This is a genomic window from Gordonia sp. 852002-50816_SCH5313054-c (genome assembly GCF_001665925.1).
In the GTDB taxonomy this organism is placed as follows: Bacteria; Actinomycetota; Actinomycetes; order Mycobacteriales; family Mycobacteriaceae; genus Gordonia; species Gordonia jacobaea.
On the sequence record NZ_LZTE01000055.1, the window covers coordinates 48,384 to 60,988 of the forward strand.

General features: G+C 64.7%; 14 protein-coding genes. 2 read left to right on the forward strand and 12 right to left on the reverse strand.

Features of this window, described 5'->3' with window-relative positions; all coding sequences use genetic code 11:
- Positions 1 to 47: 47 nt before the first annotated feature.
- The gene (locus A5788_RS13055) at positions 48 to 872 is read left to right on the forward strand and encodes a TIGR03619 family F420-dependent LLM class oxidoreductase (protein WP_197494525.1); all 825 of its coding nucleotides are present in this window, start codon (positions 48 to 50) and stop codon (positions 870 to 872) included.
- Positions 873 to 918: 46 nt separating this feature from the next.
- On the forward strand, positions 919 to 1,404 hold the full coding sequence (locus A5788_RS13060) for a GAF domain-containing protein (RefSeq protein ID WP_064865954.1): 486 nt from the start codon (positions 919 to 921) through the stop codon (positions 1,402 to 1,404).
- Here the strand turns inward: A5788_RS13060 and A5788_RS13065 are convergent.
- From A5788_RS13065 to A5788_RS13120, 12 genes are all read right to left on the reverse strand, one after another.
- Positions 1,401 to 1,919, reverse strand: a complete 519-nt coding sequence (locus A5788_RS13065; protein ID WP_064865956.1) for a flavin reductase family protein — start codon at positions 1,917 to 1,919, stop codon at positions 1,401 to 1,403. The genes A5788_RS13060 and A5788_RS13065 overlap by 4 nt on opposite strands.
- On the reverse strand, positions 1,916 to 2,413 hold the full coding sequence (locus A5788_RS13070; protein WP_064865958.1) for an NAD(P)H-dependent oxidoreductase: 498 nt from the start codon (positions 2,411 to 2,413) through the stop codon (positions 1,916 to 1,918). The genes A5788_RS13065 and A5788_RS13070 overlap by 4 nt, the downstream gene beginning before the upstream one ends.
- Positions 2,410 to 3,621: an LLM class flavin-dependent oxidoreductase gene (locus A5788_RS13075; RefSeq protein WP_064866194.1), complete on the reverse strand. Its 1,212-nt coding sequence runs from the start codon at positions 3,619 to 3,621 to the stop codon at positions 2,410 to 2,412. The genes A5788_RS13070 and A5788_RS13075 overlap by 4 nt, the downstream gene beginning before the upstream one ends.
- 139 nt (positions 3,622 to 3,760) lie before the next feature.
- Entirely contained in the window at positions 3,761 to 4,870 is a 1,110-nt protein-coding gene (locus tag A5788_RS13080) for an LLM class flavin-dependent oxidoreductase (protein WP_064865960.1), read from the reverse strand.
- A 19-nt stretch (positions 4,871 to 4,889) separates the two neighbouring features.
- Positions 4,890 to 5,918, reverse strand: a complete 1,029-nt coding sequence (locus A5788_RS13085) for an ABC transporter substrate-binding protein (RefSeq protein ID WP_064866196.1) — start codon at positions 5,916 to 5,918, stop codon at positions 4,890 to 4,892.
- Between the two features lie 11 nt (positions 5,919 to 5,929).
- Positions 5,930 to 6,307, reverse strand: a complete 378-nt coding sequence (locus A5788_RS13090) for a 4Fe-4S dicluster domain-containing protein (protein WP_064865962.1) — start codon at positions 6,305 to 6,307, stop codon at positions 5,930 to 5,932.
- Positions 6,304 to 7,911 carry an FAD-dependent oxidoreductase gene (locus A5788_RS13095; protein WP_064865964.1) on the reverse strand — a complete coding sequence of 536 codons (1,608 nt, stop codon included), beginning with the start codon at positions 7,909 to 7,911 and terminating at the stop codon, positions 6,304 to 6,306. Before A5788_RS13095 ends, A5788_RS13090 begins: the two co-directional genes overlap by 4 nt.
- A complete protein-coding gene (locus tag A5788_RS13100; protein WP_064865966.1) occupies positions 7,904 to 8,698 on the reverse strand; it encodes an ABC transporter ATP-binding protein in 795 nt (264 codons plus the stop codon). Before A5788_RS13100 ends, A5788_RS13095 begins: the two co-directional genes overlap by 8 nt.
- Positions 8,695 to 9,576, reverse strand: coding sequence for an ABC transporter permease (locus A5788_RS13105; RefSeq protein WP_005201833.1), 882 nt, complete (start codon positions 9,574 to 9,576; stop codon positions 8,695 to 8,697). The genes A5788_RS13100 and A5788_RS13105 overlap by 4 nt, the downstream gene beginning before the upstream one ends.
- An 83-nt stretch (positions 9,577 to 9,659) precedes the next feature.
- Positions 9,660 to 10,460, reverse strand: a complete 801-nt coding sequence (locus tag A5788_RS13110) for a crotonase/enoyl-CoA hydratase family protein (RefSeq protein ID WP_064865968.1) — start codon at positions 10,458 to 10,460, stop codon at positions 9,660 to 9,662.
- Between the two features lie 2 nt (positions 10,461 to 10,462).
- Positions 10,463 to 11,491, reverse strand: a complete 1,029-nt coding sequence (locus tag A5788_RS13115) for a zinc-binding metallopeptidase family protein (protein WP_064865970.1) — start codon at positions 11,489 to 11,491, stop codon at positions 10,463 to 10,465.
- 187 nt (positions 11,492 to 11,678) lie between these two features.
- The gene (locus A5788_RS13120) at positions 11,679 to 12,515 is read right to left on the reverse strand and encodes a sulfurtransferase (RefSeq protein ID WP_197494524.1); all 837 of its coding nucleotides are present in this window, start codon (positions 12,513 to 12,515) and stop codon (positions 11,679 to 11,681) included.
- Between the last annotated feature and the right edge of the window lie 90 nt (positions 12,516 to 12,605).

A 12,605-nucleotide genomic window follows, 5' to 3' on the forward strand; every position in this document is an offset into this window, starting at 1 on the left:
GGGCACAATGATCGTCTGTGGGACGAGTACGTCACACTATGGTGTGCATGGGTTTTCACGTCGCACTGCCCAACGACGGCAGCATCGAGCAGCTCACCGAACTCGCGACCGCGGCTGAGAACCTCGGCTTCGACGGAGTATGGCTGGCCGAGCACGTCCTGCCACCGATCAAGCATCCCGATCCGGCGTATGCCGCCGAGTACGACCCACTGGTGCTGCTCGGGTTCATCGCCGCACACACGACCACCGTGCGTGTGGGCACCTCCATACTCGTTCTCCCCCTGCGGAATCCGTTCGTTGTCGCGAAGCAGGCCGCGACCGTCGACGCGCTGAGCGACGGGCGGCTGGAACTCGGGGTCGGCGTCGGGTGGGACGCAGACGAATTCACTGCCGTGGGAGCGCAATTCCACGATCGTGGGCGTCGAACCGACGAGGCGATCGGCGTGCTGCGCCACCTGTGGGCAGGCAACACCGACGGACTGTTGGGCGAGCACTACAGCTTCGGCGGCGGGTATCCCACTCCGGTACGCCCACAGGGCATTCCGATCACGATCGGCGGGCACTCCACTGCTGCGGTGAATCGTGCTGTACGCCTTGGTGATCGTTGGCAGTCGATCTACTTCAACAACTCGGGCACCGACCCTGCAACGTTCCGGGTGATAGCAGCAGATCTCAAACGTCGTACCGAGGGTCGCGTCACGACGGCGATCAAACGCTTCGTCCGCACCGCCGACCAGGTCGACGCATTGGTCGACGAACTCGACACGTGGCGTCGCGCCGGGGCCGACGACGTCGTCGTCTGGTTCGGCGAACCGGCGGTATTCGGCCCTCTCCAAGAACGTTTCGCACGCAAGGCACAGGTCAATACGTGAAGACCCACGCTGGCGCAGCGACCACCGATGCGGGCACAGTGGTGACATGAGCACCGAGTCCCTCCCGCCCACCGACCACCCCGCGATCGACTATGCCGAGCTCGCCGGCGCGGCGCGCGCACTCATCGAGGGCGAATCGGATCGCGTAGCCAATGCGGCCAACCTGTCAGCACTCGTCTATCAAGCTCTGCCACAGGTCAATTGGGTTGGCTTCTACTTCTTCGACGGCCGCGAGCTGGTGGTCGGCCCGTTCCAGGGAAAACCTGCCTGCGTACGCATCCCGTTGGATCGCGGCGTCTGCGGGGCGGCGGCAAGAACCCGCACCACGAAACGCGTCGCCGACGTGCACGCCGTCCCCGACCACATCGCCTGCGACGCGGACAGTCGGTCGGAAATCGTTGTGCCACTGGTGCACCACGGCGAGCTGATCGGGGTGTTCGACCTCGACAGTCCAGTACCCGACCGCTTCGGAGCCGACGATCAAGCGGGCCTCGAAGCAATCGCCGAGGCGTTCATCGCGACTCTGGACTAGACCGCCTGCGCGAGTTTGCCGAATCCACTGCGGTGGAAGATCAACGGGTTTCCGGTCTCCGGATGGTCGACGCCATGCAGCTCGAGCAGCACGATGATGTGATCGCCCGCCTCGACCTCGCGGTAGATGGTGCAATCGAAATGCGCGAGTCCCTCATCGAGAGTCACCGCGCCCTCGTCGGATGCCTTCACCGCGATGCCGTCGAATCGGTGCTCGACCGCTCCGGCGAGTTGTCGACAAGCGGCACCCTGGTGGTCAGCGAGGATTGTGACGCCGAGGTGTGCTGCGCGTCGAAGATCCGGCCAGGTCTTGGACCCCGACGCCACCGAGACCGACACGAGCGGCGGGTCGAGACTGACGCTGGTGAACGAGCTGGCGGCGAGGCCGGTCAACTGGCCGTCGACCTCTGCGGCAACCGCGACGACGCCGGTCGGAAAAATGCCGAACGCTTTACGTAGACGCGCGGGATCGAGATCCTGATTGGTCTGTAGCTGGTCGGTGCGCGGTTCGCTCATGAGCCTGCCTTCAGCAATGTGGTGACGATCGGCTTTGTCGCAGTGAGCCATTCGGCGTATGCGGCAGGGTCGTCGTATGCGGAATCGATGACGTACAGACCACGTCCCGGCACCGTGCCTCCGATCTCGGTGAGAACTGGACGCAAGGTGAGTTCCGGCGCGAGCGAATGTGCGGGGCTACCGCCGAGCATCAACGGAATCGCGATCCCGGAGAGCCCGGTCCCGCCCGCGAAGCGGTCGAGGAAGAGTTTCAGCAGGCCGGTATATGCGGCTTTGTATGTGGGACTGGCGAATACGACGAGATCAGCCTGGCCGACCTGTGTCACGAGATCGTTGACGTGCTCGTCGCCCCAGTCGAGGATCGTCGAGCCGAGTGTTGCAAGGTCGACGATCAGCTCGGGTTCAGAGCCCGACAGCTCCGCGGCCACATACGTTGCGGCGCCGAGAGTTCTGCTGCCTGGTTTCGGGTTGCCGACGACGACAGCGGTCGTCACGATGCCGACACCCGCTTGAGCGGTGCCTGCGCTCCGAACGGAACCGAGGCACTGACCGCGACAGGGGCGGGGTGCTCCCATAGTCCGCGACGGGTGAGTTCGGGAAGTACACCCTCGCCGAACCAGTACGACTCCTCGAGATGCGGGTAGCCCGACAGCACGAACTCGTCGATCCCGACCTCGTGATACGCCTCGATCAGCTCGGCGATCTCGGTGAAGGAACCGACCATCGCGGTTCCGGCACCGCCGCGCACCAGGCCGACGCCCGCCCAGAGATTCGGGTAGATCTCCAGTCCGTCCTTGGACCCCTTGTTCAGCGCGAGCATGCGCTGCTGCCCTTCTGACGCCGAGCGCCTCAGCCCCGCCTGGATGCGCGCGATGTCGTCTTCGGAGATGTTGGCCAGCAGGCGATCGGCTTCGGCCCACGCGGCTTCGGAGGTGTCGCGCGCAATGGTGTGCAACCGGATTCCGTACTTCAGTTCGCGACCCTGCTCCTCTGCGGCGGCACGGACGCGAGAGATCTTCTCCGCCACTGCCTCTGGCGGCTCGCCCCAGGTGAGATAGACGTCGGCATGCTTCGCCGACACCGCGATTCCTTCGGGCGACGAGCCGCCGAAGTAGATCTGCGGCAACGGATCCGGGATCTGGTGCAACACCGCGTTCTCGACGGAGAGGTACTGGCCGTCGAAGTTCACCGTGTCGCCGGTCCAGAGCCGTCGCACGATCTCCAGGAACTCGTCGGCCCTGGCGTAGCGCTGCTTCTTGTCGAGGAAGTCGCCGAACATCCGCTGCTCGGCGTCCTCGCCACCGGTGACCACGTTGAGCAGGGGCCGACCACCGGAGAGGTTCTGAAACGTCCCGGCCATCTGCGCGGCCAGGAACGGGGCGGTCATGCCCGGGCGGAATGCGACGAGGAACTTCAGACGCTCGGAGAGGCTGCTGATCATGGCCGTGCTGACCCACGCGTCCTCGCACCAGGCACCCGTCGGAGTGAGCGCGGCCTCGAAGCCGAGCTGCTCGGCGCTGCGCGCGATCTGTCCCAGATACTGCACCGACGCCGGTCGACCAGCGGCTTCGGCAGCGACGCCGTGACCACCTCCGACGACGTTGCGGCTGTCACCGCCGTTGGTGGGCAGGAACCAGTGGAACTTCAGGGAGCTCACGTAAAGCCTCTCTCCTCGATCGACGCATCTCGTCGCTCGACGCATCCAGGCGTCGAGCGACATCAGGTGGCGCGCCGTAGGCGCAACTACACCAGTTCAGTCGAGGTCGGACCGATTTCCAAGGGTTGCGTTCGCACTGATTACTAGATTTGCCACCCGCTGACTGCCGTCTGCTGGCGCTGGATCACGACGCACTGACTTGGAGTTCGGCGCTCCCGATGCGCTCCCTGACCCGCGGAATGACTTCGCCGGCAAAGCGCTCCATGTCCGCTTCGAACGGTTGGAACTGAAGCATGAAAGTCTCAATGCCAGCATTGTGAAAGTCGACGATCCGGGCGGCCACCTCGTCGTAGCTGCCGACGAGTCCCGCTGCGGTTCCGCCGTTCGTCCCGATTGCCGGGTACTTCGCAAATGTCTGGAACATCACCGCCTTCTCGTCGGCGCCGGCGATGATCGACGCCGTGTACTCCTGGTCGAGTCGGTTGAGTTCCCAGTGGCGGTCGAGTTCGGCCTGCGCCTCGGCGGCAGTCGGACGCGCCACGACGAACGCTGCGAGCCCGTACCGCACCGGATTGCCGTGGCGTGGTCGTGCGGCGACTGATCCGATGAGCTCGCGCACGCTGTCGATTGGTTGCCCGTTGATGAACCACACGTCGCCCTGGTGGGCGACCAGGTCACGCGCCTGATCGCTCTCGCCACCGACGTAGATCTGCGGCCGTTCGCGGTAGAGTCCGGTCGGACTGAGTTGATAGCCGTCGATGTCGAAGAACTTTCCGTGATGTTCGACGACCTCGCCCGCCAGCAACCTGCGTACGACCGAGAGCCATTCGGCACCATAGGCGTATCGGTCGTCATGCTCGGGGAAGGCGATGCCCGCCCGCTCGATCTCGGGTTTGTACCAGGCATTGACCACGTTCAACGACAGCCGACCGCGAGAGATCTCTTCGATCGTCGCTGCCTGCTTGGCCAGTACGACGGGATGAAACAGCAATGGCTTGATCGCGGCGATCAACTCGATCTTCGTCGTCGCCGCCGCGAGCGCCGCGACCGCTGTCCAGGTCTCCAACTGTTCCCAGTCGTGTGAGAACGGATTGATCAGGTGCTGGGCCACCAAAGTGCTGTCGTATCCGAGGTTCTCGGCCTGCTGGATCAGGTTCAGGTTGCGTCGCCACGATGCGTCGACCGGGTCATCGGGGTGGTGGGCCGACGCCCACGTGCCGTACACATTGGCCCACACACCGAACTTGGGTCCCGCCCGTCCCTCTGCATCAACGTTGATCACGTTGTCGGTCATAGGTTTTCGCTTTCGTTACTCAGGAGTTTGACGACGCTGGTGCGCGATAGAACCAGTCCTCGAGTGAGAAGTCCTTCTTGATGCTCTTCTTCGCGACGAGGAATTCTTTTGTGCCGCGCAGCAATGTGACGCCTGCGTCGGGGAATGGCTCGGTCGAGTAGCCGTCGGGGTTCGCGGCTTGACGGATCGCCTCAGCGGGCGACTTGGAGTTCTTGACCTCGAAGTCCACGTACTCGTTCCAATGCGCCTTGGCGTACGTCACTGCGCTCGCGTGCAGTTGCTGCCAGGTCGCGGCGAACGTCGGATGCTTGTCGAGGAAGCCGCTCTCGGCGACGGTCGACGATGTTCCGGCGAGATGCGGATGGTCCCGGTAAACGGAGTCGACGAGGTGGAATCCCTTGAGTTCAAACGTCTGCAGCGATACCGATGGCACGACGCCCGGCAGTGCGGCACCGTCGATCTCGCCCGCTCCCAGAGGAGCCTCCTGATCCGCCGGGTACAGGTGCACGAGTTCAGCGGTGACGCCCTCCTCCTGCAGAGCTCCCTGGAGGTACCGATCAATGTATGACCCCTTGGGCACACCGATCTTCTTGCCCTGCAGATCTTTCAGGGTCTTGATCGTCGGGTCTTTCGCGACGACACCGGCGTTGAGGTTGAACTGCTCGATGTTGATGAGTCGGGTGTCGAGACCGCTGCCGCGCGCCACCAGCGCGGGAGTATCGCCATACTGTGCGACGTCGAGCCGTCCTCCGACGAGCGCCTGGTTCAGATCTGGGCCGTTGGGAAAGCTGACGACCTCGATGTTCTTCACCCCGAGAGAGGAGAGCGCAGGCAGCAATTGGCCTCGACTGTGTGCATACCCGATAGGCCCGGTCAGGGTGTTCGCCGAACCGATCACGCCTACGCGCAACGTGTCGATGACGTCTCGCTGCGCACTCGAGTTCTGTTGGCCGCCGCAGGCAGTGAGCGCCAGTCCCGCGAGAAGCGAGGCGCCGATGAGCGCGAAGAAGCGGACCGCGACAATGCGGATCCTCAGTGTGCGGTTCATGGTGTTCCGTTTCATGATGTCTCGTGTGATGACGTGGTTGCTGCGGCGACACGTGCCGCGTTCCTCGGTGGTGGGTCGCCGTGTGGGATCTCGGGTCCTACCGCGGTTCGACTGCCGGGTTCGCGTCCCTTACCCCAGCCGATGTGCTCGCGATAGGTGCCGATGAGGTCGGTGCGCAGCAGGTCCACGTTTTCGACCGGCGTCGACTCGGGGCTTACATAGAGCGCATCGGTCGGGCAGTATGCCTCGCACATGAAGCACGTCTGACAGTCCGCCTGGCGTGCGATGACGGGGATACCTGACTCTGTCGAGTCGAACACGTTTGTCGGGCAGACACTTACACACTTGTCGCATGCGATGCACGCGTCGGCGAGAACCAGTTCGATCATGCGACTCGCACCTGATGAGGCCGCAGCGAACCCGGAAGCGCAGGCGTGCACCGGATCTCGACGTCGTCGAGTCCCTTGATGAGGATGTGACCGTGTTGCGCCGGGTCGAGAGCGGGATAGTCGTCGCGCGAGCTCATCCCACGCGATTCCGTTCGCGCGAGGGCCGACGTGTAGATCCACCGTCCGACGGCGGTGATCGCCGCGGCCTGCCTGGTGAGGACTCGCCCACGAGCCGTCGACGCGCCGAAGTCACTGTGCGACAGTGCCTCCCAAATACTGTTCAATTCACCCAGCGCGGGCGTCAACCGGCTCCCGTCACGTAGATAGTTCTTCTCGAACGGCAGGAGCTGTGACTGCGCGGAGACGACGACGGCGTCGGGGTTCAGCATCGTATCGCCGACACCGAGTCCGACTCGTCCCGCACCTCTCAGTGACACGACCGCTCGACGCCCGTGCGCCAACGCATCTCGCGCCGCACCCGCGCCCGCAAAGGTGCCCGACGACATCGCCCAGGCGGCGTTGTGACTGCCTCCCCCTGTGAAGCCGCCGCAGATGCGCTCACGCGTTGCGGCGTCTCCCGCGGCGTAGAGGCCTTCGACGCCGGTCCAGCAGTCGTCGTCGATCACGTTCACCCCACCGGTGCCGCGCACCGTCCCCTCCGCGAGGAGATCGACCTCGAACCGCTGGGTGAACGGGTCGATTCCGCGTCGATCGAATTGCAGGAAGAAGTTGGGTTGGCCCAGCCTCATCTGGGCGGCGGTCGTCTCGTCTGCACGGTCGAGCTGCGCGAAGACCTTCTCCGTCAACAGGGTTCGCGCGATCACTGAGCGTCCCCTCATCGAGCCCGCGCCTTCGACGATCCTGCCGTCCTCGTGATAGAAGCTCGCGTACCCGTAGTAGGCCGTCTTGGTGATCGTCGAACCCTTCGGGACGATCCCGTATGCGTTGCCGAACTCCATCCCGGAAAACTCCGCACCGACTTCGGCCGCCATCAGCGCGCCGTCGCCGGTGTCGACGTTCGTGCCCAGCGCGCGTGAGAGGAACGCACACCCTCCGGTCGCCAGCACCACCGCACCAGCGCTGATCCGGTACTCGTCGCCGGTCTGGCGCTGTACACCCGCCGCGCCCGACACCCGGCCGGCGTCGTCGACCAGCAGCTCGAGCGCTGGCGAGTGATCGAGAATACGAACCCCTCTGCGTTGCAGCCATGCTCGCATTCGCCTCATGTATTCGGGGCCTTGAAGGCCGGTGCGGATCGGTTCGCCGGTCTTCTCATCGATCGGGTACGGGTAGCGGCCCTCGTCGCCGAGACGTCGCATGTTCGCGTACGTCTGGTCGAGTACCCGGTCCATCCAGTTGTGGTCGGCCAGGTATCCACCGAGTTGCTCCCGATCAGCCTTGGCCTTCGCCCGCCGCTCGGGATCCGGGACGACGTACCAGACTCCCGTTCCCGCAGGCGCAGTGGTTCCCGACGTACCGCAGTAGCCCTTGTCGACGAGGACCACTTCGGCACCTCGGTCTCGGGCATTCAACGCAGCCCACGCCGCGGCCGGTCCACCGCCAAGAACGAGCACGTCCGTCTGCAGGGTGAGTTGCTCAGTCATCAGGGTTCTCCGGTTCTCGAGTGTGTGTGCCATCTGGGCCCCGTCCGACGCCGAGCGCGGACAGCAGTGTTCTGCGTAGTTCGACGAACCTCGGTTCCGTGACGTCTCGCGGACGGTCGAGATCGACGGGAATGTCCTCGGCGATCCGTCCGTCGCGGAGCACAAGTGCGCGATCCGCAAGCAGCACAGCCTCTTCAACATCGTGGGTCACAAGCAGCGTGGCGGGGCGATGCCGCTGCCAGAGCTTTTCGACGAGCGATTGGGCGTTCAGTCGTGTCAGCGCATCGAGCGCACCGAACGGTTCGTCGAGGAGTAGCAGGTCGGGTTCACGTACGAGCGCCCGCGCCAAAGCAACTCGTTGCGCCTCACCCCCGGAGAGCGTGGTCGGCCACGCATTCTCCTTCGACGCGAGACCGACCTCGGCCAACGCCTGCACCGATCGGTCACGGGGCCGCGCACCCCGCAGGCCGAGTGCGACGTTCCGCCACACCGGAAGCCAGGGAACCAATCGATGTTCCTGGAAGACAATCGCTTTGGCAGTCGGGGCTTCGATAGTTCCGGTGAATCCGTCGTCGAGACCGCCGATTCCGCGCAGCAGCGTGCTCTTGCCAGAACCGCTCGCACCCAACAGCGCGACGAACTCTCCAGCTCCGATGCGAAGGTCGACGTTGCGCAGCACGTCGCGATCGCCGAACGTTCTGCCTGCGTTCTCGACGACAACACCGCTGTCCCTGGTCGTCTCGATGCCGGACGATGATGCGGCTTGGGCCGCTACGGTGTCGGTCATCGTCCCGCAAACCCGTTGCGCCAGGACAAGAAACGCTTCTCGAGAAGTCGCACCGCGAGGTCGGTGAGCAGACCGAGAATTGCGTAGATCACCAGAACGAGGAAGATCTGATCAGTGCGCAGATACTCCTTGGCGTCGTTCATCAGATAGCCGAGACCCACCGGCGTCGTCTGCATCTCGGCGACGACGAGCACGAGCCACCCGATGCCCAGCGCCTGCCGTAGACCGACGAACGCCTGAGGCAGCGCGCCGGGCAGCAGGATGAAGCGCATCAGCTCGAATCGGTTCAGGTTCAACGACTCTGCTGCTTCGATCAGCTTCTGGTCGACGCTTCGGATACCTGCGAACACGTTGACGTACATCGGGAAGATCGGTGCCACGATGATGAGCGCGATCTTGAAGACGTCGTCGATCCCGAACCAGATGATGAACACCGGAACCAGCGCAACTGCTGGCATCATGCGCAAGACCTGCACCGGGGCGTTGATGAAGTCCTCGGCGACGCGAGCCAGCCCTGCGGCGACACCCAGCAGGGTTCCGATGGTGATGCCGATGGCCAGACCGATGGCGACTCGTCGCGTCGACGCTGCCAGGTGTTGCCAGATCTCACCGGTTCGCGTCAGTTCCCAACCGGCGGACAGCACCTCGGTCGGCGCGGGTGTCGTGGCACCCAACCATGCGCGGGCACCGAGTTGCCACACGAAGACCACGACGATCAAACCCGACGACTGACGTAGCAGACGGATAACGCGCGCCGACGGCCGTGGAACACGGACGCCGCCACGAGACGTGGCTCCGGAACCTGCTTGTACGACAGCGGTTCTCGACGGGCTGCGCTCGTGGCGCGGCCACGCCTCACTTCGCACATGCAGGGTCACGGGTGGCATCTCCGTCGTCAAGGAAGTCGGGCTGAACTTCAGTGGACGGTAGTGCCGACGCTCACTCGATCACAGAGTTGAATTCACTGCGATCCTGACCGTGGTCCGCTCGAGAAGCTGCCGTGACGTCCCGCGCCGCCCGCGAAGCGCGCTGCACCGGCGACGCCTTCGCGTTCGACGATGGGTACGCCCGCCTCCCCCTCGGCGCGGAGCGCGTCGCCGAGGGGGAGGTCGAGTCCCGCGTAGACCGATGCGCGGTCGGTGAGCACGCATTCGAACGGGAACTGCGCGATCTGCTGCGCGAGTTCACGAGCAGCGTCCAATGACTCACCATGCGGCACAACCCGATTGGCCAACCCAATCGCCAAGGCTTCCTCGGCGTCGACCGGCCTTCCGGTGAGGATGAGGTCGAGCGCCCGGCCCAGGCCGACGATGCGCGGTAGGCGGACCGTGCCGCCATCGATAAGCGGCACGCCCCACCGTCTGCAGAACACGCCGAGCGTCGCGTCCTCTTCGACCACACGGAGATCGGCGAACAGCGCCAACTCCAACCCGCCGGCCACCGCGTATCCGCTGACCGCCGCAATCACCGGCTTGGACAACGCGATTCGGGTCGGCCCCATCGGACCGTCTCCCCCGCCGTCGGCGTCGAGGTCGTTGCGGCGTGACGGATCGCCGACCGACGTGAGATCAGCTCCAGCGCAGAATGTTCCGCCCGCACCGGCGAGGACCGCAACCTTGACGTCCGGATCGTCGTCGAATCGGTGAAAGGCAGCTCGCAGCGCACCCGCCGTCGGCCCGTCGACGCTGTTGCGTACTTCGGGCCGGTTGAGCGTGATGGTGACGACCGGCCCGTCGACCTCGTAGAGCACCGGCCCGGGCATGACTACTGCGCGACCACCGCACGGTCGTCGGAGGTGATGAGTTCGTGGATGAACTCCATTTTTTCGAGCACCTTCGGCGGCAGCACGAACGGGTACAGGTCCTGATGTCCCATCGAACGATTGATCTGGTTGAGCGCCCAGGTCAACGGCAGCCACCAGTCGATGATCCGCTCGAAACCGACCTTGCCCGGCAGATCTGCCTCCAGCGTCGCGCCCGCGGGTGCCAGCGCGAAAGCGGCTGCGGTGTCGAGGGTATCGCGGATGTGCAGGTAGTGAGCGAACGTCTCCGCCCAGTCCTCGAACGGATGCATCGTCGCGTACGACGAGACGTAGTCCTGTTCCCAGTTCTCCGGCGGGCCGTCGTTGTAGTGACGATCGATCGCGTCCTGGTAGCTCGTATTGGGGTCACCGAAAAGCTCGGTGTAGCGCACGAGGTTCGGGCCATCGCCAACCAGAACCATCTGATAGAAATGCCCGATCTCGTGACGGAAGTGCCCGATCAACGTGCGGTACGGCTCGTCCATCGAGACGCGCAGGCGCTCGCGGTGCACGTCATCGCCCTCGGCGAGGTCGAGCGTGATCACGCCGTCAGCGTGGCCGGTGGTGACCGGCTGATCGCGGCTCGACAGCAGGTCGAATGCGAGCCCGGTCTCCGGGTCGGTGTCTTTGCCGAAGATCGGGAGCTTGAGCTCGTCGAGCTCGTAGATCACCCGACGCTTCGCGCCTTCGGACTCGGCGAAGGCGGCCATCGCCTGCTCGTCGGAATCCGACGGCCTGGTGCGCGTCAAGCGGCACGATTCACAGAGCGCCGGCAGCTCCGGACCCTCCTCGACCATCCAGTTGCACGCGGCGGTCAGGTTGTCGGCACAGCGCACGATGGTCGCGCCCTCGACGGAGCCCTTCTCGTCGTCGTCGAGTACCTGGATCGTGTGGCTGGGCAGGTGGAACCCCAGGTTGCGCCCGCAATTGAGACAGACAGTGTTCTCGAAGGACAGCTGCTGTCCACAGTTGGAACAATGGAAGTCGCGCATCTACTCACTCTTTTCGTTCGTCAGTCCGGACGTAACCCGGTGGTGAACTCTGAGCCGTTTACGTCTCAGAGCTGTGCATCGTGATGGAGGTCGGAGCCGCGCAGCCTTCTGCACGCGTTCGTGACCAGTGTCACCCTGTTCTCGCAGTACATTCGTCGAATTCGATGGTGTTCAGGTTCCAGTTCGGTCATATCTCCGCTGGACGCGCAGGGTCGGCCGACCATTGCGACCACGAGCCGGGAAACAGAGTCCCCGACAATCCGGCGATCTCCAGCGCGGCGATCTCGTGTGCGGCATTCACGCCCGAACCGCAGTAGGCGACGACCGCCGATCCATCCGTGACGCCGGCCTGCGCAAACCGCTCACGCAGTTCCGACGCGGCGCGGAAGCGTCCGGACTCGTCGACGTTCTCACTGGTGGGGACGCTGATCGCGCCTGGAATGTGCCCCGCTCTTGGGTCGATGGGTTCGACCTCACCGCGATAGCGTTCGGCTGCCCGCGCGTCGACGAGGACTGTCTTTGAGTGATCGGAACCGAGCGCCGCGACGTCGTCGATAGTGGCGGTCGGCAGTGATCCCGCCCGCAGTGTGACGCTTCCTGGCCGGACGGGGGTGTCGCCGGTCGACAAACGCATGCCGGAATCGCGCCATGCCGTGAGACCGCCGTCGAGAAGGCGAACGTCGCGGTGGCCGCCCCACCGGAGGAGCCACCACGCGCGGGCGGCGGCGAGGTTGCCGTTGTCGTCGTAGACCACGACGGGTGAGGTGTCGTCGATGCCCCACGACCGCGCGGCCTCGGTCAGCGCATCGATCTCGGGTAGCGGATGCCGCCCGGCCTCGGGCGAAGGCGGTCCGGCGAGTTGGGAGTCGAGGTCCACATACACCGCTCCCGGAATGTGTCCAGTGCGGTAGCGCGCATGACCGTCGTCGTCGCCGAGTTGCCACCGGACGTCGAGCACGACCGGCGGGGTGTCGGAGAGCATGGCGTCGGCAAGCTGCGCGACGTCGATCAGCACGGATGACACACGGCACCTCTCTGGGAACAACGATCTGGGCACACAACAACAGGGACTGTCATGGCGGAGGTGGACTCATGGCGACCCGCGCATACCAAT

Excerpts from the sequence above, each read along its gene's own strand:
- A5788_RS13060 (WP_064865954.1), top strand. The coding sequence starts at position 919 with ATGAGCACCGAGTCCCTCCCGCCCACCGACCACCCCGCGATCGACTAT.
- A5788_RS13100 (WP_064865966.1), bottom strand. The coding sequence starts at position 8,698 with ATGACCGACACCGTAGCGGCCCAAGCCGCATCATCGTCCGGCATCGAG.
- A5788_RS13115 (WP_064865970.1), bottom strand. The coding sequence starts at position 11,491 with ATGCGCGACTTCCATTGTTCCAACTGTGGACAGCAGCTGTCCTTCGAG.
- A5788_RS13080 (WP_064865960.1), bottom strand. The coding sequence starts at position 4,870 with ATGACCGACAACGTGATCAACGTTGATGCAGAGGGACGGGCGGGACCC.
- A5788_RS13090 (WP_064865962.1), bottom strand. The coding sequence starts at position 6,307 with ATGATCGAACTGGTTCTCGCCGACGCGTGCATCGCATGCGACAAGTGT.
- A5788_RS13075 (WP_064866194.1), bottom strand. The coding sequence starts at position 3,621 with ATGCGTCGAGCGACGAGATGCGTCGATCGAGGAGAGAGGCTTTACGTG.
- A5788_RS13055 (WP_197494525.1), top strand. The coding sequence starts at position 48 with ATGGGTTTTCACGTCGCACTGCCCAACGACGGCAGCATCGAGCAGCTC.
- A5788_RS13110 (WP_064865968.1), bottom strand. The coding sequence starts at position 10,460 with ATGCCCGGGCCGGTGCTCTACGAGGTCGACGGGCCGGTCGTCACCATC.
- A5788_RS13085 (WP_064866196.1), bottom strand. The coding sequence starts at position 5,918 with ATGAACCGCACACTGAGGATCCGCATTGTCGCGGTCCGCTTCTTCGCG.
- A5788_RS13095 (WP_064865964.1), bottom strand. The coding sequence starts at position 7,911 with ATGACTGAGCAACTCACCCTGCAGACGGACGTGCTCGTTCTTGGCGGT.
- A5788_RS13065 (WP_064865956.1), bottom strand. The coding sequence starts at position 1,919 with ATGAGCGAACCGCGCACCGACCAGCTACAGACCAATCAGGATCTCGAT.